The sequence below is a fragment of the Pseudoxanthomonas sp. PXM04 genome (assembly GCF_014851695.1).
Taxonomy (GTDB): domain Bacteria; phylum Pseudomonadota; class Gammaproteobacteria; order Xanthomonadales; family Xanthomonadaceae; genus Pseudoxanthomonas_A; species Pseudoxanthomonas_A beigongshangi.
Genome location: NZ_JACVAG010000008.1, coordinates 186,673 through 208,690 on the forward strand (window position 1 = coordinate 186,673; position 22,018 = coordinate 208,690).

The following is a 22,018-nucleotide window of genomic DNA, read 5'->3' on the forward strand; positions in this document are numbered from 1 at the left end:
GAATCACCATGGCACGACACGAACTGCTGAACAACGTCGCCCACAAGGACCTGCGGGTCATCACCCGCTTCGGGCCGGAGTTCGGCGACGATGTCGGCATGGTCACCGCGTTCCCGACCGAGTTCGCCGAATTGCAGCGCGAGTATCCGATTTTCTTCCGTCGCGACCGCAACCGCGACGGCGCCTGGCAGGCGGTCGCCCTGCTGGGCTTCGACGCGCGCGAGAACTTGTTCCTGCGCGATGGCCGCTGGAACGCCACCTACCTGCCGGGCATCGTCGCCAAGGGGCCGTTCCTGATCGGTTTCCAGGAGCGCAGCGTGGAGGGCGAACTCCGGCACGAACCGGTGATCCATGTCGACCTGGATCATCCGCGCGCCAGTTTCAGCGAAGGCGAAGCGGTGTTCCTGCCGCACGGCGGGCACAGTCCCTACCTGGATCATGTCTCGGCGGTGCTGCGCGGCGTCCGCGACGGCATCGAATCCGGCGCGTCGATGTTTGCCGCGTTCGACGCGCTGGAGCTGATCCAGCCGCTGGACCTGGAATTGCAGCTGGACGACCAGCACCGGGTGAGCCTGGCCGGCCTGCATGGCCTGGATCGGGAACGCCTGGCCGCGCTGGACGCGGGGGCGTTGCACGGGCTCCACCGCGCCGGATATCTGGAAGGGGCGTATCTGATCCAGGCGTCGATGCAGAACCTGCGCCGGTTGATGGCCGAGAAGCAGCGTCGCCTGCGCCAGGCACGGGCAGCCTGAGCGATGTTGCCTGCCGCCACGCCGCTGCCCGAACTGGCGCTGTCGCCAGGTGAGAACGTGCCCGTGCAGGCGCTGCTGGCCGGCGGCGAGCCGGTCGTGCTGCGCGGGGTCGCGCGCGATTGGGAACTGGTGCGGGCCGGCCGGAGTTCGATGCGCGCCGCGATGGACTACCTGCGCGATCACGACAATGGCCAGCCGGTCACCTATTCGTGGGGCGCGCCGGAGGTGGCGGGACGGCCGTTCTACGATGCCGGCTTCACCGGCTTGAACTGCGAGGTGCGCCGCGATGGCCTGGGTGATGTACTCGACGGGATCGCACGGCACATCGAAGACGAACGGCCACCGACCTACTACGTGGCGTCGTTGCCGGTGGACGCCCGTCTTCCGCGCCTGCGCGCCGGCAACGATCTCGGGCTCGCGGCCCAGGGCATCCACGCGCCGCCGAGCATCTGGATCGGCAACCGGGTGACCGCGTCATGCCATTACGACGCCCTGAACAACATCGCCTGCTGCGCCGTCGGACGGCGCCGCTTCACCCTGTTCCCGCCCGAACAGATCGCCAACCTGTATCCGGGACCGCTGGCGCCGACGCCCGGCGGGCAGGCGGTCAGCATCGTGGATTTCGCCGCACCGGATCTGCAGCGCCACCCGCGCTTCGCCGAGGCGTGGGCGACCGCGCGCGAGGCGGTGCTTGAACCCGGCGACGCGATCTTCATGCCGAGCCTGTGGTGGCACCACGTGCAGGGGCTGGAGCCGTTCAACGTACTGATCAACTACTGGTGGAGCAGCGCGCCGGCCTATCTGCCGACGCCGATGCACGCGCTGTACCACGCGCTGTGGACGATTCGGGATCGGCCCGAGCGCGAGAAGCGGGGATGGCGCGCGATTTTCGATCATTACGTGTTCGGCGCCGCCGATCAGGCCGGCGCGCACCTGCCCCAAGATGCGCGCGGGGTGATGGGGCCGCTGGACGAAGCGATGGCGCGGCAGCTGCGCGCCATGCTGATCGACAAACTCAATCGCTGACCGGCACGCCGGGAGAGGGGACGGATGGAAGCTGGACGGATACGCAGGGTGGTGATTGCCGGTGGCGGCAGCGCCGGCTGGCTGGCGGGCGCCGCGCTGGCGCACCAGTTCCGCGGGCTGCTGGACATCACCCTGATCGAATCCGAGCAGATCGGCACGGTCGGCGTCGGCGAATCGACGGTGCCGCCGATCCGCAGCTTCCATCGCTTCCTGCAGATCGACGAGCAAGAATTCCTGCAGGCCGTGGCCGGCACGTTCAAGCTGTCGATCTCGTTCGAGCATTGGCGCCGGCACGGCGAGCGCTATATCCATCCGTTCGGCATCACCGGTCAGGGCACCCTGGTCTGCGCGTTCCACCATTTCTGGCTGGAGAGCCTGCGCCGCGGCCATGCCTCCGCGCTCGGCGACTTCTGCCTGGAAACCCAGGCGTCGCTGCGGGATCGGTTCGCCCTGGGGGGGCAGCCCGCGGTGAACTACGCCTACCACCTGGACGCCGGGCTGTACGCGCGTTTCCTGCGCCGGCATGCCGAGCGCAATGGACTCAAGCGGATCGAGGGCAAGATCCGCGAGGTGCGCCAGGACGCCGGGACCGGCGACGTGCGCGCGTTGCTGCTGGAGGATGGCCAGGTGATCGAGGGCGATCTGTTCATCGATTGCACCGGCTTTCGCGGTGTGCTGATCGAGCAGACCCTGCAAACCGGCTACGAGGACTGGAACCGCTGGTTGCCCAGCGATCGCGCGGTGGCGGTGCAGACCGAGCCGACCGACGCGCCGGTGCCGTACACGCGCGCGATCGCGCATGCGGCCGGCTGGCGCTGGCACATCCCGTTGCAGCACCGGGTCGGTTGCGGCCTGGTGTTTTCGAGCCGTCATATGTCCGACGACGAAGCCAGCGCCAAACTGCTGGCCGACGTCGGCGCGCCGCCGGTGCGCGATCCGTGGCGGGTGCCGTTCCGGACCGGGCGTCGCCTGCGGGCCTGGAACAGGAACGTGGTGTCGCTGGGCCTGGCCAGCGGTTTCATCGAGCCGCTGGAATCGACCAGCCTGCATCTGGCGATGACCGCGATCGTGCGGTTGATCGAACTGTTTCCGCTCGATGGCATCGATGACGCGCTGGTGCGGCTGTACAACGAGACCAGCCGGATCGAGATGGAGCACGTGCGCGACTTCATCATCCTGCATTACCACGCCAACCAGCGCGAGGAACCGATGTGGCGCGAATGCCGCCACATGGAATTGCCGGATTCGCTGGCGGTCCGCCTGCAGGCGTGGCGCGAGCGCGCGCACGCCTGGCAGGGCGCCAACGAACTGTTCCGCGTCGATTCCTGGACCCACGTGATGCTGGGCCAGGGCCTGCAGCCGCAGGCGCACCATCCGCTGGCGCGTGGCCTGTCCGACCCGGATCTGAAGCGCCTGCTGGACGGCATCCGCGCGCCGATCACGCGGGCGGTGGCGGCGATGCCGGCGCAGCAGGACTTCATTGAACGCTACTGCCCGGCCAACGCCGAGGTGTGGCGGCAACGTCCTGCCCCGGCGCGGGAGCAGCGGGCATGAAAGCGCACGGTCCGCCGTCCGCAAGTCCTTGTCGGGACGGGTATTCTGCGCCGCAGCATGTACTCCGGCGCGGTCGTGTATACAGTGGCCGCAGGCTAGGGACCGGGCCGCGGCAGCGGCTTTCCCGGCGGTATTCGCGGACGCGGATTTTTTTTACCGCCGAAATGGTAGCGCTAACTTTCTGTTCCGGGGACTTCGCATGGCACTGACCGCAGGCATCGACGCAGGCACGCAAAGCCTCAAGGTGGTGGTGTACGACCCGGAGGCCCGCGCCGTGGTCGCCAATGCCAGTGCGCCGCTGGCATTGACCAGTGGCGAGGACGGCAGCCGCGAGCAGCATCCGTCGGACTGGGTGGAGGCGATGCGCGATTGCTTCGATCGCATCGACCCGACGATCCGCGCGCGCGTGGATGCGCTGGCGGTGTCCGGCCAGCAGCACGGCTTCGTGGCGGTGGACATCGACGGACAGGTACTGGCGCCGGCCAAGTTGTGGAACGACACCAGCACGGCCGGCGAGTGCGTCGACATCATGGCGGCGGTCGGCGGCGCGCAAGGCGCCATCGAGCTGGCCGGCAATCCGATCCTGGCCGGCTATACCGCCTCCAAGCTGCCGTGGACGCGCAAGCATCGTCCCGAGGCCTACGCGCGGCTGGCGACGATCCTGCTGCCGCACGACTACCTGAATTTCGTGCTGACCGGACAGCGCTTCTGCGAGTACGGCGATGCCTCCGGCACCGGTTGGCTGGACGTGCGCACGCGCGGCTGGTCGAAGGCGATGCTGCATGCCACCGATCCGGATCGCGATCTGGCGGCCTGCCTGCCGCCGATCGCCGCGCCGGACGCGCTGTTCGACATCATGCCGGCGATGGCCGCGAAGCTGGGCCTGCCCGCCACCGTCAAAGTCGCGGTCGGCGGCGGCGACAACATGATGGCGGCCATCGGCACCGGCTGCGTGGCCGAAGGCCGGCTGGCGATGAGCCTGGGCACCTCGGGCACGCTGTTCGCGTACTCAGACACGCCGGTGGTCGATCCGGCCGGCGCGTGGGCGGCGTTCTGCTCGTCCACCGGCGGTTGGCTGCCGCTGATCTGCACGATGAACTGCACGGTGGCGACCGAGCAGGTCGCGCGCCTGTTCGGCTTCGACGCGCGCGACGGCGACGCGCTCGTGCAGTCCACGCCGGCCGGCGCCGACGGGCTGGTGATGCTGCCGTTCCTCAACGGCGAGCGCACCCCGGATCTGCCGCTGGGCAAGGGCGTGCTCGCCGGCCTGGACGTGCACAACCTCAGTCCGGCGCACCTGTATCGCGCGGCGATGGAAGGAGCGACCTACAGCCTGAAGTACGGCTATGACGCCTTCGTCCGCGCCGGGATGCGTTTCGATCGCATCGTGCTGACCGGCGGCGGCGCCAACAGCGCGGCCTGGCGGCAATTGGTGGCCGATGTGTTCGGCCTGCCGGTGGACGTGCCGCGACAGGCCGAAGGCGCGGCCTTTGGCGCGGCCCTGCAGGCGCTGTGGGCCCGCGCTCGCGCGAACGGCGACTCCGCGTCCATCGCCACCGTCGTGCAGGCGCATGTGACGACCGACCCGGCGTTGTCGGCCACGCCCGATCCATCACGCAGGCAAGCGTACGCCAACGGCTACCGGCGCTTCCTCCAGTACCTCGATGCCGTCACGCCGCTGCAGCGCGGCTGACGCTTCTCCTCCGGCACAACCCAAGGAAATCCAGCATGAGCACGCAGCCCTTCATCGGCGCCAAGGAATACTTCCCCGGCATCGGCCGCATCCCGTTCGAGGGCCGCGGCTCGGACAATCCGCTGGCCTTCAAGATCTACGACGCGAACCGCAGGATTGGCGGCAAGACCATGGCCGAGCACCTCAAGTTCGCGGTCTGCTACTGGCATACGTTCTGCAATGCCGGCCATGACCCGTTCGGCCCCGGCACGCGGCACTTCCCGTGGGAGGCCGGTTCGCCGATGGCCACCGCCGAAGCCAAGGTGGATGCGGCGTTCGAATTCTTCACCAAGCTCGGCGTGCCGTACTGGTGCTTCCACGATGTGGATCTGGCGCCGGACGCGGAAGACATCGCCACCTACGAAAAGAACCTCCGGCACATGGTCGGCCTGGCCGGGGAGCGCCAGCGGGCGACCGGCATGAAGCTGTTGTGGGGCACCGCCAACCTGTTCTCGCATCCGCGCTACATGAATGGCGCCTCGACCAATCCGGACTTCGCCGTGGTCGCGCGCGCGGCGGTGCAGGTGAAGGCGGCGCTGGAAGCCACGGTGGAACTGGGCGGTGAGCACTACGTGTTCTGGGGCGGTCGCGAAGGCTACGCCTCGTTGGTCAACACCAACATGAAGCGCGAGATCGCCCATTTCGCCCGTTTCCTGACCATGGCGCGCGACTACGGCCGCAGCATCGGGCTGAAGGGCAACTTCCTGATCGAGCCCAAGCCGATGGAGCCGATGAAGCACCAGTACGACTTCGACAGCGCCACCGTGGCCGGCTTCCTGAAGGAGCATGGCCTGGAGAAGGACTTCAAGCTCAACATCGAGGCCAACCACGCCACCCTGTCGGGCCACACTTTCGAACACGATCTGCAGGTGGCGGCCGATCACGGGCTGCTGGGCAGCATCGATGCCAATCGCGGCAATGCCCAGAATGGCTGGGACACCGACCAGTTCCCGACCGACCTGTACGACACCGTCGGCGCGATGCTGGTGGTGCTGCGCCAGGGCGGGCTGGAGGGCGGGCTGAATTTCGACGCCAAGGTGCGCCGGGAGTCGACCGATCTGGAGGACCTGTTCCTGGCCCACATCGGCGGCATGGACGCGTTCGCGCGCGGCCTGGAGGTCGCGCACGCGCTGTTGACCGAATCCCCGTGGGAACAATGGCGCGCCGAGCGTTATGCCAGCTTCGACAGCGGTGCGGGCAAGGACTTCGAAAGCGGTAGGCTGGACCTGTCCGGACTGGCGGCGCTGGCCGCCGGGAACGGCGAACCCAGGCAGATCAGTGGCAAGCAGGAGCGCTACGAGAATCTGCTCAACCAGTACCTGTTGCGCTGAGCGGTCGGGTGGCCATCGCAACGGTCATGAACTGAGCAAGGGGAGGACGGCATGAGCCAGGCGTTGACGGAGAACGAGAACACCCGGCTGATCGTGTTGATCAGCGTGGTGGCGACCATCGGGGGATTCCTGTTCGGATTCGACAGCGGGGTCATCAACGGCACCGTGGACGGCCTGCAGCAGGCGTTCGGATCCAGCAAGGCGGGGCTGGGCTTCGAGGTCGCCTCGATGCTGCTGGGGTGCGCGATCGGCGCGTTCTTCGCCGGCCGGCTGGCCGATCGCTGGGGCCGGCGCAGCGTGCTGATCATCTCGGCGGCGCTGTTCCTGTTGTCTGCGATCGGCGCCGGTGCCGCGCACAGTTCACTGGTGTTCGTGGCCGCGCGCGTGCTGGGCGGATTCGCGGTGGGCGCGGCCAGCGTGATATCGCCGGCCTACATCGCCGAAGTGGCGCCGGCGCGGTACCGCGGACGGCTGGCCACGGTGCAGCAGATCGCCATCATCAGCGGCCTGTTCGCGGCGTTCCTGAGCAACTATCTGCTGGCCCGCGCCGCGGGCGCTTCGACCGGGGCGCTGTGGGGCGGCCAGGCGGCCTGGCGCTGGATGTTCTGGATGCAGGCGTTTCCCTCGCTGCTGTTCCTGGTGCTGCTGCTGACCATTCCGGAAAGCCCGCGCTACCTGGTGGTCAAGCGCCGCAAGGACGAAGCGATGCGCGTGCTCACCCGTCTGTTCGGCGCGGGCGAGGCGCGCGTCAAACTGGCCGAAATCGATGCCTCGCTGTCCGAGGATCACCATCGCCCGCGCCTGTCGGATCTGAAGAACAAGGCCACCGGCCGGATTCGTCCGATCGTGTGGGTCGGCATCGGCCTGGCCACCTTCCAGCAACTGGTGGGCATCAACGTGGTGTTCTACTACGGCGCGGTGCTCTGGCAGGCGGTGGGCTTCTCGGAAAACGACGCCCTGCTGATCAACGTACTGTCCGGCGCGCTGAGCATCGGTGCCTGCCTCGTCACCGTGCTGCTGATCGACCGCATCGGGCGCAAGCCGCTGCTGTGGATCGGTTCGGCCGGCATGGCGGCGTCGCTGGCACTGGTCGTGTGGGCCTTCGCCAGCGGATCGCTGGTGGACGGCCATCTGCAACTGCCCGGCGGCATGGGCACGCTGGCGCTGGTGGCGGCCAATCTCTATGTGGTGTTCTTCAACCTGTCCTGGGGACCGGTGATGTGGGTGATGCTGGGGGAAATGTTCCCCAACCAGATCCGCGGTTCCGCGCTGGCGGTGGCGGGTGCGGCGCAGTGGACGTCCAACTTCGCCATCACCGTGACCTTTCCGATCCTGCTGGCCGCCATCGGCCTGGCGGCGACCTACGGCATCTACCTGGCCGCGGCGGTGATCTCGGTGTTCTTCGTCCTTAAGTACGTGCACGAGACCAAGGGCAAGGAACTGGAACAGATGGAGGGATGAGCCCGGACCGGCGCCGGCATCGCGATGAGCGGGCCGGCGTGGGAGTCGGCAGGCGTGGTGCGCCGTGCATCGGGACGCAGGTTTGTTCGGACGGAATACAGACCAGGGCGGACGGCCGGATCAGCTGATCAGGCATCCGTGTCATCGGGAGGGGCGGGAAACAGCATGGGCATGTGGAACCCCGATATCGCACGCGCGCTGGTCCGCCGGGCCGGTATGCCGCTGCCTGTCGACGATGCCGCTGCCGGGTGCGGTGCGGGCAGGCCTTGCGACGCGCTAGCGACGTTTGGGCGGTGCCGCCACCGATTCGCGGCTGACCAGCCGGTGCGGGACCACATGGTCCATCAGCACGCGGGTGCTGTCGCCCTTGCGGCGGATGCTGCGCAGCAGGATGTCCACGGCCGCGTTGGCCATGGACGCGATGGGTTGGTGGATGGTGGTCAGTTCGGGCCAGACCGTGGTCGCGGCCGAGGTATCGTCGAAACCGACCACCGAAAGATCACGCGGCACGTCCAGCCCGCGCCGATGGGCGACCGAGATCGCGGCGGCGCCCATGTCGTCGTTGCTGGCGAAGATCGCGGTCGGCGGCTTGCGGTGCGCAAGCAGTTTCTCGGCGGCCTTGAGTCCGGAGCGATAGGTGTAGTCGCCCTGCTGGACGAGGTCGGTGTCGACTTCCAGGCCGGCTTCGTGCAGCGCGGTGACGAAGCCGTCATAGCGCCGCGAGCTGGCGCTCAGGTCGTTGCGTCCGCGGATGAAGCCGATGCGGGCATGGCCGCGTTCGATCAGGTGCTCGGCCATCTCCTTGCCGGCGGTGAAGTCGTCGATCCTGACGCAGGAGATGTCGTTGCTGAAACGTCCCGAGGCGATCGCGACCACCGGCACGCCGGCCTTGACCAGTTCGGTCACCGCGACGCGGGATTCGCACAGCGGCGGCGGCAAGATCACGCCATCGACGCGGTGGGCGAGCGCGCGCGCCGCTTCACGCTCGGCTTCGCCACCCAGGCCGTCCCAGTAATCCACTACCAGCTGGATCGCGGTGCGCGAGGCCACGCGCAGCAGTCCCACCAGCAGTTCGCGAAGATAGGCGCCGCTGGGGTTGGTGTAGATCAGGGCGATGCGGGTGTGTTGGGCCGCCGCCAGCGAACTGGCGGCCAGATTGGGCGTGTAGTCCAGTTCGCGCACCGCCTGCATGACCCGCTCGCGGGTGGTGTCGCGCACTTTTCCCTGGCCATTGATGACGCGCGAGACCGTCATCGGCGACACGCCCGCCAGGGCGGCCACCTCATCGATAGTCACGCCGCTGCTCTTGCGGCGGATCGACTTCTTCGGCTTGTCCAACCTGTTTTCCCTTCTTCGACCATGGCCGCGTCTTTCCGCGGCCGCCCGAACCCGGCCAGGCTCGCAGGATGATGATGGAACACATCACGCCCGCGTGCCCGCCTGGCTGGCGAATGTTAACGCTAACCTTGCGTCGGGGCGACCCGGGCCGGCGGCGCGTTCTGCCGGTGCTGGCCGAACTCGTGCTGCTGTGGATGGTGCTGATCGCGGGCGCGGCGCGCGCCGAGGACGGCTACGCGCTGTGGATGCGTTACGTGCCGATGGCTCCGGCGCAGGCCGTGGAAGCCCGGGCGCGCCTGCGCGAATTGGTCGCGCCGGAGGCCACGCCGACCCAGCGCGCCGCGCGCGACGAACTGCTGCGCGGACTGGAGGGCTTGCTGGGGCGGGCGCCGCGCCTGTCCTCCGGCCCCATCGGCGAGGGCACGCTGCTGCTGGGCACGCCCGCTTCCTCGCGGTGGATCGCGACGCTGGGCGATGAAGTGCGCGGATTGGGGCCGGAAGGCTATCTCCTGCGCCAGACGAACATTGACGGAAAAGAAACCCTCGTCGTCGCAGGCGGCGGTGACATCGGCGTGCTGTACGGCGTGTTCCATCTGCTGCGGCTGTTGCAGACCGGTGCTTCGCTGGACGTCCTGGAGATCCGCGAAGCCCCGCGGGTGAAGTTGCGGCTGCTCAACCATTGGGACGATCTGGACGGCCATGTCGAGCGCGGCTACGCGGGCGCCTCGCTGTGGGACTGGCACAAGCTGCCGGACTGGCGGGATCCGCGCTACACCGACTACGCGCGGGCGAACGCATCGTTGGGAATCAATGGCACCGTCCTCAACAACGTCAATGCCAATGCCCTGAGCCTGACGCCGATGTATCTGGAAAAGGCGGCGGCGCTGGCGGACGTCTTCCGACCGTATGGCATCCGTGTGTACCTGAGCGCGCGCTTCAGCGCGCCGATCGAGATCGGAGGACTGGACAGCGCCGATCCGCTGGACCCGCGGGTGCGGCGCTGGTGGCGCGACAAGGCGCGCGAGATCCACGAGTTGATTCCCGACTTCGGTGGATTCCTGGTGAAGGCCAATTCCGAGGGCCAGCCCGGCCCGCAGGACTACGGTCGCTCGCATGCCGACGGCGCGAACCTGCTGGCCGATGCGCTGGCGGACTATGGCGGGGTGGTGATGTGGCGCGCCTTCGTCTATTCGCACGAGGTCGCGGATGACCGCGCCAAGCAGGCCCATGCCGAGTTCATCCACCAGGACGGCCGGTTCCGTCCGAACGTGCTGCTGCAGGTGAAGAACGGGCCGATCGATTTCCAGCCGCGGGAGCCGTTCCATCCGCTGTTCGGCGCGATGCCGAAAACCCCATTGATGATGGAATTCCAGATCACCAAGGAGTATCTGGGCTTCGCCACCCACCTGGTCTATCTGGGCACCCTCTACGAAGAGACACTGCGCGCCGACACCCACGCGCGCGGCGCCGGATCCACGGTGGCCCGGGTCGTGGACGGTTCGCTGCATGGCTCGGCGTTGACCGGGATGGCGGGCGTGGCGAACGTCGGGGCCGACCGCAACTGGAGCGGTTCCCACTTCGATCAGGCCAACTGGTACGCGTTCGGCCGCCTGGCGTGGAATCCCGATCAGTCCGCGCGTGACATCGCCCGCGACTGGGCCGCGATGACCTTCTCGTCCGACCCGGCGGTGGTGCGGCCGGTGGTGGAGATGATGATGGCCTCGCGCGAGGCGGCGGTGGACTACATGACCCCGCTGGGCCTGCACCACCTGATGGCGCGCGGCCATCACTATGGCCCGGGCCCCTGGGTCGATGGCGGTCCGCGCGCGGACTGGACCTCGGTCTACTATCACCGCGCCGATCGCGACGGCATCGGCTTCGATCGCAGCGTCAGGGGCAGCAATGCCGTGGCCCAGTACATGCCGCCGGTGGCGCGCGTGTTCGGCGACGTCGATCGCGTGCCCGAGCCGCTCCTGCTGTGGTTCCACCACGTGCGCTGGGACCATCGCATGCAATCCGGGCGTTCCCTGTGGGACGAAATGGTTCATCGCTATTCGCGCGGCGTGGCCCGCGTGGGCGACATGCGCGCCACCTGGGAGGGCCTGCGTGGCCGGGTGGACGACGCGCGGCATCGCGAAGTGGCCGCTTTCCTGCGCATCCAGCAGCGTGAGGCGCAGTGGTGGCGCGATGCGAGCCTGGCCTACTTCCAGTCCATCAACGGGTTGCCGCTGCCCGCAGGCGAAGCGCCGCCGCCGCGGCCGCTGGCGTACTACCAGTCCCTGCGATTTCCCTATGCGCCGGGAGATGGACGATGAACCGGGGAGCCTTGTTCGCCCGGGGCATCGCCTGCGTCGCGCTGTGGTGCATGGCGGCGCCATGCACGTACGCGCAGGAAGCGAACCGCCCGGCGTTGCTGCATGAGTTGTTCCAGGATCACGCGGTCTTGCAGCGCGATGCGCCGCTGCGTATCTGGGGCCAGGCCGCACCGGGGCAGCAGGTCAGCGTGTCCTTCGCCGGCGCCGCGTCGGCGACGCGGGCGGGGAACGACGGCGCATGGGAAATCCGCCTGCCCGCGCAGGCGGCTGGCGGACCCCATGATCTGCGGGTCGAAGCGGGCGATGCCGTGCAGACCGTGCGCGACATATGGCTTGGCGATGTCTGGCTGTGCGCCGGGCAGTCGAACATGGAACTGCCCGTCTGGCGCTCGCTGGATGCGGGCGGGGAGATCGCCGCCGCCACGGACGCGCGTATCCGCCTGTTCACCGTTCCGCGGGCCGGTGCGATCACGCCACAGTCGCACTTCTCAGAACCGACCGCCTGGCGGATTGCATCGCCGGAGACGGTGCGGGATTTCTCGGCGGCCTGCTTCTACTTCGCACGCGAACTGCGCAAGACGATCGACGTGCCGATGGGACTGATCCAGGCGGCCTGGGGCGGTTCGCGGATCGAGGCCTGGACCAGTGTGGACGCGCTGCGCGCGGGCGGGCAGGGGGGCGAGGCGCTCGACGTGCTGTCACTGTACGCCGCCGACCCGATCGCCGCGGTCGCGCGCTGGGGCGCGCACTGGCAGCGCTGGTGGAATGCGCGCAAGGAAACGGCCGCCGGTGACGAACCGTGGCGCGCGGATGCGCCGGCCGATCCGGCGTGGCGGCCGGCACCCGCCGGACTCGGCGCCTGGGAGCGCTGGGGTGTCCCCGAACTGGCGGCCTACGACGGCATGGTGTGGTACCGCGCGCAGGTGGAACTGAGCGCGGCGCAGGCCGCGCGTGGAGCCGTGCTCGAACTGGGAGTGGCCGATGAAACGGACATGACCTGGGTCAATGGCGTGCCCGTCGGTAGCAGCTATGGCGCCGATGCCGCGCGCGCCTACGCGCTGCCGCGGGGCCTGTTGCGGGAAGGCGCCAACAGCGTGGTCGTCAACGTGCTGGATACCTGGCGCGAAGGCGGGCTCGCCGGACCGGCGGCCGCGCATGCGCTGCGCTTTGACGACGGCAGCCGGGTGCCACTGGATGCGGACTGGCGCTACCGGCCCGCGCCCGGTACCGACGCGCCGCCCAGCGCGCCCTGGCAGGCGGCGGCGGGTCTGTCGACGTTGTACAACGGCATGATCGCGCCGCTTGGTCGCTACGGACTGCGTGGTTTCCTCTGGTACCAGGGCGAGTCCAACACCGCCGACGGCGCGCGCTACGCGGCGCGACTGCGCACGCTGCGCGCGGACTGGCGCCGGCAACTGGGCGACGGCCTGCCGATGCTGGTGGCGCAACTGGCCGGTTACGGCATGCCGCCTTCCGCACCGACGGAAAGTGGATGGGCGGAGGTCCGCGAAGCACAGCGCCGGGTGGTGGCGGAGGAGCCGCGCTCGGGGTTGGCGATCGCGATCGACATCGGCGATCACTACGACATCCATCCGCCGAACAAGCAGGAACTGGCGCGACGGCTGGCGCGCGCGGCGCGCCACGTGATCTACGGCGAGCGCGCGCTCGCGCCTTCCGGCCCGGTGCCGCGCGAGGCGCGGCGGACCGCCGATGCGGTGGTGGTGACGTTCGATGGCGTCACCGGCGCGCTGGCGACGACGGGCGCGGCCGGTCCGATCGGCTTTGAGCTGTGCGGTGGCGAAGCGGACGGTTGCCGTTATGCGGACGCGACGATCGATGGCCATCGTGTGGTCCTGCGTGCACCGCCACGGTCCGGCGATGCCGAACGGGTGCGCTACTGCTGGGCCGACGGGCCGACCTGCACCCTGCGTGACGGCGCCGGCCTGCCCGCCGGACCTTTCGAACTTCCACTCACCGCGGCCGAGACGACCCGATGAACGCATCCTTCCGCAACGGAATTCGCGCGCGCGATCCCAATCCGGATCGAAACACGTCGCCATGCCCGCCATCGTCGTCCCGAATAAGGACGATGGGATGGCTGCTCGCCAGCGGTCTGGCCCTGCTGCTGGCCACCGCGCCGGCGCATTCGGCGCCACCGGCCGACGCCGCCGCGCCGGTGTTCTTCGACTGGTTCGAGTACGCCGGCCGCGATGCCGCGTTCGAACCGGCGCTGCCCGCCGGCCACTACCGCAATCCGGTGCTGGCCGGCTTCCACGCCGATCCCAGTATCGTTGCCGCGCGGGGCAAGTTCTACCTGGTCAATTCCAGCTTCACCTTCTATCCCGGCATCCCGGTGTTCGAGAGCGACGACCTGGTCCACTGGAAACAGATCGGCAACGTCATCGAGCGGCCCACCCAGCTGGATTTCGACGGGCTGAGCGTCTCGCGTGGCATCTTCGCGCCCACCATCGAATACCACGACGGGGTGTTCTACGTGGTCACCACGGCCACCGATAGCGGCGGCAATTTCATCGCCACCGCCCGCGATCCGGCCGGGCCCTGGTCCGATCCGCACTGGCTGCCGACCATCGGCGGCATCGATCCGTCACTGTTCTTCGATCAGGACGGCAAGGTCTACCTGCTCAACAACGACGAGCCGGTCGGTCCTCCGCGCTACGATGGCCATCGCGCGATCTGGATGCAGGAGATCGACCTGCAGCGCCTGCAGCCGATCGGCCCGCGCAAGGTACTGATCGATGGCGGCGTCGCCCCGGAAACGAACCCGATCTGGATCGAAGGACCGCATCTGTACCAGCGCGATGGCTGGTATTACCTGTCCGACGCCGAAGGCGGGACCGGGCCGCAGCATTCGCAGGTGGTGCTGCGCAGCCGGCAGGTGTGGGGGCCATATGTGCCGTATCCGGGCAATCCGATCCTGACCCAGCGCGATCTGCCGGTCGATCGGTCGTTGCCGATCACCAATGCCGGGCATGCCGATCTGGTCGAAGGGCCCGACGGGACGTGGTGGGCGGTGTTCCTGGCCAGTCGCAATTACCAGCAGCGCCACTACAACACCGGGCGCGAAACCTATCTGCTGCCCGTGCAATGGCGCGACGGATGGCCGGTGATCCTGCCGGCCGGCCAGACCATCCCGTACATCGCACGCGCGCCGTCGTGGATGCGCACCGATGCCACGCAGGCGCCGTCCACCGGAAATTTCGTCCATCGCGACGAGTTCGACGGCGTGGCGCTGGCACGCGAATGGCTGCGCGTGCGCGTCCCCAGGCGGGATTGGGCGGATCTGGCCACGCGCCCGGGCGCGCTGGCCCTTCATCCACTGGCCGAAGGCCTGGACACGCTGCGCAACCCGGCGTTCCTGGGACGCCGCCAACAGCACCTTCGCTTCGATGCCAGCACGGCGATGTCGCTGCCCGGCGCCGGTGTCGCGGCCGGGCTGGCCGCGTTCCAGAGCGAGACGCATTGGTACTTGCTCGGTACGCGCCGAACAAGCGGCGGCAGGCTGCAGGTGTTCCTGGAGGGGCGGTGGGGCACCGGCGCCGCACGCACGCTTGCCACCCGCGAGGTCGAGGCCGGTGGCGCGCTGCGCCTGAAGATCGACGGTGACGAAGGCGCTTATGGATTCGCCTTCGATGCCGGCGACGGCCGCGGCTGGCAATCGCTGGCGCGCGACATCGACGGCACCGTACTGAGCACCGACCGGGCCGGCGGCTTCGTCGGCACGTTGCTGGGTCCCTTCGCGCGCGACGAACGTGCCCACTGAGCGGGAGACAACGATGACCATCACCGAACCGAAATGCCAGGCACACCTCCGCAACGCGCCGCGCCTGCGCGCGCTCGCCCTGTGCGCGCTCGCGTTGCTCGCCGCGCGCCCCGTGGCCGCGGATGAACCAGCGCCCTGGCTGGATACCCGCAGCGGCTTCGAGGAACGCGCGGCGGCGTTGGTGGCGCGCATGACGCTGGAGGAAAAGGCCGCGCAGATGCAGAACGCCGCGCCCGCCATCGAACGCCTCGGCGTGCCCGCCTACGACTGGTGGAACGAGGGTCTGCACGGGGTCGCGCGCGCCGGCCAGGCCACCGTGTTTCCGCAGGCGATCGGCCTGGCGGCCACCTTTGACGTGCCGCTGATGGGCGAGGTCGCCACCGCCATCAGCGACGAGGCGCGCGCCAAGCACCACCAGTTCGTGCGCGAGGGCGCGCATGGCCGCTACCAGGGCCTGACCTTCTGGTCCCCGAACATCAACATCTTCCGGGACCCGCGCTGGGGCCGTGGCCAGGAAACCTATGGCGAGGATCCCTACCTGACCGCGCGCATGGGCGTGGCGTTCGTGCGCGGCCTGCAGGGCGACGACCCGACGCACCGTAAGCTGGACGCCACCGCCAAGCACTTCGCGGTGCACAGTGGCCCGGAAGCCGACCGCCATCATTTCGATGCCCGTCCGAGTCGGCGGGATCTGTACGACACCTACCTGCCCGCGTTCGAGGCGCTGGTGAAGGAGGGCCAGGTGGACGCGGTGATGGGCGCCTACAACCGCGTCTACGGCGAGTCGGCCAGCGCCAGCCGGTTCCTGATGCGCGATCTCCTACGGCGAGATTGGGGCTTCACCGGCTACGTGGTATCCGATTGCTGGGCCATCGTCGATGTATGGAAGAACCACAAGATAGTGGCCACCCGCGAGGAAGCAGCCGCGCTGGCGGTCAAGAACGGTACCGAACTGGAATGCGGCGAGGAATACGCCACGCTGCCCGCCGCCGTGCGCCGGGGCCTGATCAGCGAGGCGGAAATCGACGAGGCGGTGACGCGGCTGTTCACCGCGCGGATGCGGCTGGGCATGTTCGATCCGGCGTCGCGCGTGCGCTGGGCGCGCATGCCGTACACCGTCAACCAGTCGCCGGCGCACGATGCGCTGGCACTCAAGGCCGCCCGCGAATCGCTGGTGCTGCTGAAGAACGACGGCATCCTGCCGTTGTCGCGCAGCCTGAAGCGCATCGCGGTGATCGGCCCGACCGCCGACGACACCATGGCGCTGCTCGGCAACTACTTCGGCACGCCGGCCGCGCCGGTGACCCTGTTGCAGGGCATCCGCGACGCGGCGCCGGAGATCCGGGTGACCTACGCGCGCGGCGTGGATCTGGTGGAGGGGCGCGACGACCCCGCTGCCACCCCGCTGATCGAAGCGACCTACCTGAGACCGTCCGCCGATTCCGTCGAACGTGGCCTGCGCGGCGAGTACTTCCGCAGCCGGGATCTGTCCGGCGCGCCGGCGCTGGTGCGAACCGACGCGCAGATCGGATTCCGCTGGGATCGCGGATCGCCCACCGACAACCTGCTCGCGCGTGGCGAGGCGGCGCCGGGGCAGGGGATACCGAGCGACGGCTTCAGCATCCGCTGGAGCGGCCAACTGCTGCCGCCGGTGTCGGGCAAGTACCGGATCGAGGCGGCGGCCGACGACGGCTTCCGCCTGTACCTGGATGGCGTGCGGGTGCTGGATCACTGGACCGCCAGCGATCGCCTGCGCAGCGACGGTGTCGAGCTGGATCTTCAGGCTGGCCGCGCCTACGACCTGCGCCTGGAGTACTACGATGGCGAACGCGATGCCGCGGTCCGGCTGGCCTGGCGCATGCCGGGCGCCAAGCCGCCGTTCGAGGAGGCGCTGGATGCGGCGCGCGACGCGGACGTGGTGATTTTCGCGGGCGGACTCACCGGCGATGTCGAAGGCGAGGAAATGACCGTCAACTATCCCGGCTTCGCCGGCGGCGACCGCACCGATCTGCGCCTGCCGGCGACCCAGCGCAAGCTGCTGGAGGCGCTGCACGCCACCGGCAAACCGGTGGTGCTGGTCCTGACCGGCGGATCCGCGCTGGCGGTGGACTGGGCCGACGCCAATCTGCGCGCCATCCTGATGAGCTGGTATCCCGGTCAACGTGGAGGCTCGGCGGTGGCCGAGGCGCTGTTCGGCGACATCAGCCCCGCCGGCCGCCTGCCGGTCACGTTCTACAAGGCGGATGAAGTACTGCCTGCATTTGACGACTATCGCATGCAGGGACGCACCTACCGTTACTTCGATGGCACCCCGCTGTATCCGTTCGGGCATGGGTTGTCGTACACCCGCTTCGACTACCGGCGCCTGCGGGTGGACAAGCGTACGGTGAAGCCGGACGCGACGGTGCGGATCAAGCTGCGGGTGGAGAACATCGGCGAGCGCGCCGGTGATGAAGTCGTGCAACTGTATGTCCGCCCCGTCCAGGCCCGGCCCGGCGATGCGCGGCAGGAGTTGCGCGGTTTCCAGCGCATCCACCTGCGGCCCGGTGAACGGCGCGCGCTGACGTTCGACCTGGTGCCGGAGTCCGCCCTGCGACGCTACGACGAAGCACGCCAAGCCTACATTGTTCCACCCGGCCGCTACGAGGTGCGGGTGGGCGGCTCCAGCGCCGACGCGCGTGCCACTACGCAATTCGAGGTGAAGGGCGCCGATGACTGATTCAACCGTGGGACCGGCATCGCCGGAATTGCATGGCACCGATGCCAGGGGGAAAACACGCATGTCCAGCCGCGAACAGCCGCTATCGATCCGCGAGAAGCTGGGCTACAGCCTGGGTGATCTCGCGGCCAACCTGATTTTCCAGACGCTGATCACCTATCTGGCGTTCTTCTACACCGATGTCTACCGGCTGCCGCCGGCGACCGCGGCCACCATCATCTTCGTGGTGGGACTGCTGGGTGCGTTCGTGTTCACGCCAGTGATCGGGATCGTCGCCGATCGCACCTCCACCCGCTGGGGCAAGTTCCGGCCCTGGATCCTGTGGACCGCGGTGCCATTCGGCGTGCTGTCGCTGCTGGCCTTCAGTACGCCGGAACTGGGAGAGCGGGGCAAGATCATCTACGCGTTGGCCACCTACAGCCTGCTGGTGCTGGTGTACGCGGCCAACAACCTGCCGTACTCGGCGCTCAGCGGCGTGCTCACCGGCAGCATGGCCCAGCGCAACAGCCTGTCCTCGTACCGCTTCGTGGCGGTGATGATTGCCCAGTTCATCATCCAGGTGCTGCTGCTGCCGCTGGTCCTGATCCTGGGCGACGGGGATCGGGTGAGGGGATTCGAGAGCGTGATGACCCTGTTTGCGGTGGTTGGCACGGTGTTCTTCCTGATCACTTTCCTCACCACGCGTGAGCGCATCGTTCCCACCCGCGAGCAGTCCGCCGGCGTGTTGCAGGATCTGGCCGATCTGCTGCGCAACCGGCCGTGGCAGGTGATGCTGGCCCTGACGGTGCTGGTGTTCACCAATCTGGCATTGAAGGGCGGCACCTACATCTACTACTTCCAGTACTACATGAGCGAGGCCGCGCTGGCCGCTTTCCTGCGCGATTCCGGTTTCAATGGCCTGATCGCTTCGTTGAACGCCATGCTGACCGGCGCGGGACTGGCCGGCTTCCAGTGGCCGGAGGATCCGGCCACGTCCACCTTCAGCCTGTTCAACGGCGGTGGCATCGTCTGCATGATCCTGGGCATCGGCGTGTCGCGCCGCCTGGCCGATCGGTTTGGCAAGCGCGATGTCTTCGGCGTCGCGCTGCTGGTCTCCACGCTGTTCCTCCTGGCGTTCTACCTGTTTCCGCCCACCGCGGTGGGCTGGGTGTTCGTCGCCTTCATGCTGCACGGCTTCTGCTACGGCATCACCATCCCGCTGTTGTGGGCGATGATCGCCGACGTGGCCGACTATTCGGAATGGAAGAACCACCGACGGGCCACCGCGATCATCTTCTCGGCAATGCTGTGCGGGCTGAAAATCGGCCTCAGCACCGGCGGTGCGCTGGTCGCCGGCATCCTCGCCCATTACGGCTATCAGGCCGGGCTGGAAACTCAACCGGCCGCCGTGGTGGACGGCATCCGCCTGACCGTCAGCGTCTATTGCGCCCTTCCGTTCCTGATCGCGGTGGCGCTGCTCTTCATCTACGAAATCGACAAGCGAATGGAAGTGCGCATCGAGCACGAACTCGACCAGCGCCGCCGCGCCGTCGACCGCCCCCTGCACGCCGAGGTTTCCTCCCCATGACCGACATCCTCCCCCACGGAGAGCCGGCAACGCCGGCCGCCGAACTGGAACGACTGGCCGCGTGCGCCATCTCGCAGCCGTTGCTCACCCATCTGTATACCGCGGATCCGTCAGCGCATGTGTTCGACGGGCGCCTGTACATCTACCCGTCCCACGACATCGACGGCGGTGCCGCCTTCGACGACGACGGTGGCCATTTCGTCATGGAGGACTACCACGTGCTGCGGATGGATTCGCCGGATGGCCCGGCGACCGATTGCGGCGTCGCCCTGCACGTACGCGATGTGCCATGGGCGGAGCGGCAGATGTGGGCGCCGGACGCGGCTTGCCGCGATGGAAAGTATTACCTGTACTTTCCCGCCAAGCAGGCCGATGGCCTGTTCCGGATCGGCGTGGCCGTTTCGGAGCGACCGGAGGGACCGTTCACCGCCGAGCCCGAACCCATCGCGGGCGCCTACTCGATCGACCCGGCGGTCTTCCGGGACGATGACGGCGAGCACTACCTCTACTTTGGCGGCATCTGGGGCGGGCAACTGCAGAAGTATCGCGACAACCGCCATGACGCCATGCACGAGGAGCCGACTCCGGACGCGCCCGCGCTCGGGCCACGGGTGGCCCGCCTGGATACTGGCATGAAGACGCTGGCCGAACCCGCGCGCGAAATCATGATCCTGGACGAGCAGGGACAACCCCTGCGCGCCGGCGATCACGAACGACGGTTCTTCGAGGGCGCCTGGGTGCACAAGCATGCAGGCCGCTATTACTTCTCCTACTCCACCGGCGACACCCATTTGCTCTGTTACGCGGTGGGCGACAGCCCCTATGGGCCGTTCACCTACCAGGGCGTGATCCTCACTCCGGTGGTCGGCTGGACCACGCACCACTCCATCTGCGCGTTCGCGGACAAGTGGTACCTGTTCTATCACGACGCCCTGCTGTCGGGCGGCGCCACCCACCTGCGCACCGCCAAGTGCACGGAACTGCAGCATGACGCGCACGGCCACATCCGCACCATCCACCCCTATGGCGACTGAGATCCGTCGTTTGCCCCGGGACGATGCGTCCGCACCGATGCCGCCGGGCGAAACGATTCGTCTGCACAGGGGATCGCTGGAGGTCGATCTGGCACCGGCCGCTGGCGGCCGCGTCGCCCGGATCCGGTTCGACGGCGTGGATTGGCTGATTGGTCCCCACGATGGCTGGCCCGACACCATCGCGTGGGGTTGTTATCCCATGGTGCCGTGGGCCGGACGCGTGCGCGCGGGTCGCTTCCAGGCAGGTGGGCGCGCCTACCAACTGCCGGTGAACTTCGGGGGCCACGCCATCCATGGCCTCGGCTTTTCCCGCTCCTGGCGAATCGAGTCGCAGGATGACGACGCCGCAACCCTGTCCCTGCTGCTGCCGCAGGATGGCTACTGGCCTTTTGGCGGTCTCGCGAGGCAGGTAATCACCCTGCACGACCACGGCCTGCGGCTGGACCTGTCGGTACAGGCTGGCGACCAGCCCATGCCGGCCGTGCTGGGCTGGCATCCCTGGTTCCGCAAGCCCGACCGGCTTGTCTTCCATCCCTCGGCCATGTATCCACGGGACCACGATGGCATCGCGACGCTCCCGCTGGTGCCGCCCCGGCCCGGCCCCTGGGATGACTGCTTCATCGCCGAAGACGGCGCCGTGCTGGAACGCGCGCGGCAACGACTCCACGTCACATCCGATTGCACGCACTGGGTGGTGTACGACGGCGCCGGGCACGCGACCTGCGTGGAACCACAGACGGGGCCGCCGGATGGATTCAATCTTGCGCCGCACATCGTTGAGCCGGGACAGGTGCTGGCAATGTGGATCGACTTGCGGTGGTCATGAAGCGTTGGCCGCTCCACCAGTATTGAACGCCGGGGGATTGAACACCTTCAATGGCAGCAACCGCCGCTTCGCCAAGCGCGTGGCCAAGCTGGGCGTTTTCCCCAAGCAGCTTGCTGCCGATAACGGCATCGACCCATCTGCGGGACAGCAACTGCTGAACACGCCGGTCGCTGACATCGATCCGATGTGACAAAGAGGATGAGCCTGCACGATATGCAAGATCGTACAGGCCATCTCTTTAGAAAAGGGCGGTTTGCAGAAAGCACCTTTGTCCATGCGAGGCTCATGAGCGTGCCTCTCCGCGAACGGGCATTGACCAATGACTCTCCTGCAGTGCAAGGACAGGTGGCGGTCAACGGTGATCTCTATCACGAGTGTCCGCTTGAAGCGTAATGAAAGTGGTGACGGCATTCACCTCATTGCATCGTCGACGCACCACTTGGGTGCAATGATGTTCATGCCATTGCATTATCAAAACGGCTCCGATATTTATTACAACGCCATTACGGCAAAGCTAAAACTGATAGGGGGCGCGGTACAACAACGTCTTTGTTTTTCGGATTCGCAGGAATTCCGGCTTGG

The 22,018-nt window shown here is 68.0% G+C and carries 15 protein-coding genes; 14 read left to right on the top strand and 1 reads right to left on the bottom strand.

The features are described from left to right. Positions 1–8 precede the first annotated feature (8 nt). From IB228_RS18930 to IB228_RS18955, 6 genes are all read left to right on the top strand, one after another. On the top strand, positions 9–752 hold the full coding sequence (locus IB228_RS18930; RefSeq protein WP_192199539.1) for a SapC family protein: 744 nt from the start codon (positions 9–11) through the stop codon (positions 750–752). Between the two features lie 3 nt (positions 753–755). Beyond that, positions 756–1,778, top strand: coding sequence for a cupin-like domain-containing protein (locus tag IB228_RS18935; protein WP_183639506.1), 1,023 nt, complete (start codon positions 756–758; stop codon positions 1,776–1,778). 24 nt (positions 1,779–1,802) lie between these two features. Then, positions 1,803–3,332, top strand: a complete 1,530-nt coding sequence (locus tag IB228_RS18940; RefSeq protein WP_192199540.1) for a tryptophan halogenase family protein — start codon at positions 1,803–1,805, stop codon at positions 3,330–3,332. Positions 3,333–3,531: 199 nt separating this feature from the next. Next, positions 3,532–5,025, top strand: a complete 1,494-nt coding sequence (gene xylB, locus IB228_RS18945; RefSeq protein WP_192199541.1) for a xylulokinase — start codon at positions 3,532–3,534, stop codon at positions 5,023–5,025. A gap of 35 nt (positions 5,026–5,060) precedes the next feature. After that, the gene (xylA, locus tag IB228_RS18950; protein ID WP_192199542.1) at positions 5,061–6,395 is read left to right on the top strand and encodes a xylose isomerase; all 1,335 of its coding nucleotides are present in this window, start codon (positions 5,061–5,063) and stop codon (positions 6,393–6,395) included. A gap of 51 nt (positions 6,396–6,446) precedes the next feature. Further along, positions 6,447–7,856: a sugar porter family MFS transporter gene (locus IB228_RS18955; RefSeq protein WP_192199543.1), complete on the top strand. Its 1,410-nt coding sequence runs from the start codon at positions 6,447–6,449 to the stop codon at positions 7,854–7,856. 276 nt (positions 7,857–8,132) lie between these two features. Here IB228_RS18955 and IB228_RS18960 read toward each other — a convergent pair whose 3' ends face one another. Next, positions 8,133–9,194 (bottom strand): LacI family DNA-binding transcriptional regulator, encoded by a 1,062-nt coding sequence (locus IB228_RS18960; RefSeq protein WP_192199544.1) that lies wholly within the window; start codon positions 9,192–9,194, stop codon positions 8,133–8,135. Positions 9,195–9,388: 194 nt separating this feature from the next. Here IB228_RS18960 and IB228_RS18965 point away from each other — a divergent pair, with 194 nt between their 5' ends. The 8 genes from IB228_RS18965 (at position 9,389) to IB228_RS19000 (ending at position 21,626) form a co-directional block, all read left to right on the top strand. Then, on the top strand, positions 9,389–11,509 hold the full coding sequence (locus IB228_RS18965) for an alpha-glucuronidase family glycosyl hydrolase (protein ID WP_225562571.1): 2,121 nt from the start codon (positions 9,389–9,391) through the stop codon (positions 11,507–11,509). Positions 11,510–11,559: 50 nt separating this feature from the next. Then, complete coding sequence (locus IB228_RS18970; protein WP_192199627.1) at positions 11,560–13,506, top strand: sialate O-acetylesterase; 1,947 nt, start codon at positions 11,560–11,562, stop codon at positions 13,504–13,506. A 92-nt stretch (positions 13,507–13,598) separates the two neighbouring features. Continuing rightward, positions 13,599–15,290: a glycoside hydrolase family 43 protein gene (locus tag IB228_RS18975; protein ID WP_192199546.1), complete on the top strand. Its 1,692-nt coding sequence runs from the start codon at positions 13,599–13,601 to the stop codon at positions 15,288–15,290. A gap of 13 nt (positions 15,291–15,303) precedes the next feature. Continuing rightward, entirely contained in the window at positions 15,304–18,009 is a 2,706-nt protein-coding gene (locus tag IB228_RS18980) for a glycoside hydrolase family 3 protein (RefSeq protein ID WP_192199547.1), read from the top strand. A 61-nt stretch (positions 18,010–18,070) separates the two neighbouring features. Continuing rightward, the gene (locus IB228_RS18985; protein WP_183639498.1) at positions 18,071–19,576 is read left to right on the top strand and encodes an MFS transporter; all 1,506 of its coding nucleotides are present in this window, start codon (positions 18,071–18,073) and stop codon (positions 19,574–19,576) included. Next, positions 19,573–20,610, top strand: a complete 1,038-nt coding sequence (locus IB228_RS18990) for a glycoside hydrolase family 43 protein (protein ID WP_192199548.1) — start codon at positions 19,573–19,575, stop codon at positions 20,608–20,610. The genes IB228_RS18985 and IB228_RS18990 overlap by 4 nt, the downstream gene beginning before the upstream one ends. Next, positions 20,600–21,436, top strand: a complete 837-nt coding sequence (locus IB228_RS18995) for an aldose epimerase (RefSeq protein ID WP_192199549.1) — start codon at positions 20,600–20,602, stop codon at positions 21,434–21,436. The genes IB228_RS18990 and IB228_RS18995 overlap by 11 nt, the downstream gene beginning before the upstream one ends. Before the next feature lie 37 nt (positions 21,437–21,473). After that, entirely contained in the window at positions 21,474–21,626 is a 153-nt protein-coding gene (locus IB228_RS19000; protein WP_181444231.1) for a hypothetical protein, read from the top strand. Positions 21,627–22,018: the final 392 nt, after the last annotated feature.

Coding starts and splice junctions, on each gene's coding strand:
- IB228_RS18980 (WP_192199547.1), top strand. CDS start 15,304: ATGACCATCACCGAACCGAAATGCCAGGCACACCTCCGCAACGCGCCG.
- IB228_RS18970 (WP_192199627.1), top strand. CDS start 11,560: ATGGCGGCGCCATGCACGTACGCGCAGGAAGCGAACCGCCCGGCGTTG.
- xylB (WP_192199541.1), top strand. CDS start 3,532: ATGGCACTGACCGCAGGCATCGACGCAGGCACGCAAAGCCTCAAGGTG.
- IB228_RS18930 (WP_192199539.1), top strand. CDS start 9: ATGGCACGACACGAACTGCTGAACAACGTCGCCCACAAGGACCTGCGG.
- IB228_RS18935 (WP_183639506.1), top strand. CDS start 756: ATGTTGCCTGCCGCCACGCCGCTGCCCGAACTGGCGCTGTCGCCAGGT.
- xylA (WP_192199542.1), top strand. CDS start 5,061: ATGAGCACGCAGCCCTTCATCGGCGCCAAGGAATACTTCCCCGGCATC.
- IB228_RS18975 (WP_192199546.1), top strand. CDS start 13,599: ATGGGATGGCTGCTCGCCAGCGGTCTGGCCCTGCTGCTGGCCACCGCG.
- IB228_RS18995 (WP_192199549.1), top strand. CDS start 20,600: ATGGCGACTGAGATCCGTCGTTTGCCCCGGGACGATGCGTCCGCACCG.
- IB228_RS18965 (WP_225562571.1), top strand. CDS start 9,389: ATGGTGCTGATCGCGGGCGCGGCGCGCGCCGAGGACGGCTACGCGCTG.
- IB228_RS18985 (WP_183639498.1), top strand. CDS start 18,071: ATGTCCAGCCGCGAACAGCCGCTATCGATCCGCGAGAAGCTGGGCTAC.
- IB228_RS18940 (WP_192199540.1), top strand. CDS start 1,803: ATGGAAGCTGGACGGATACGCAGGGTGGTGATTGCCGGTGGCGGCAGC.
- IB228_RS18955 (WP_192199543.1), top strand. CDS start 6,447: ATGAGCCAGGCGTTGACGGAGAACGAGAACACCCGGCTGATCGTGTTG.
- IB228_RS18990 (WP_192199548.1), top strand. CDS start 19,573: ATGACCGACATCCTCCCCCACGGAGAGCCGGCAACGCCGGCCGCCGAA.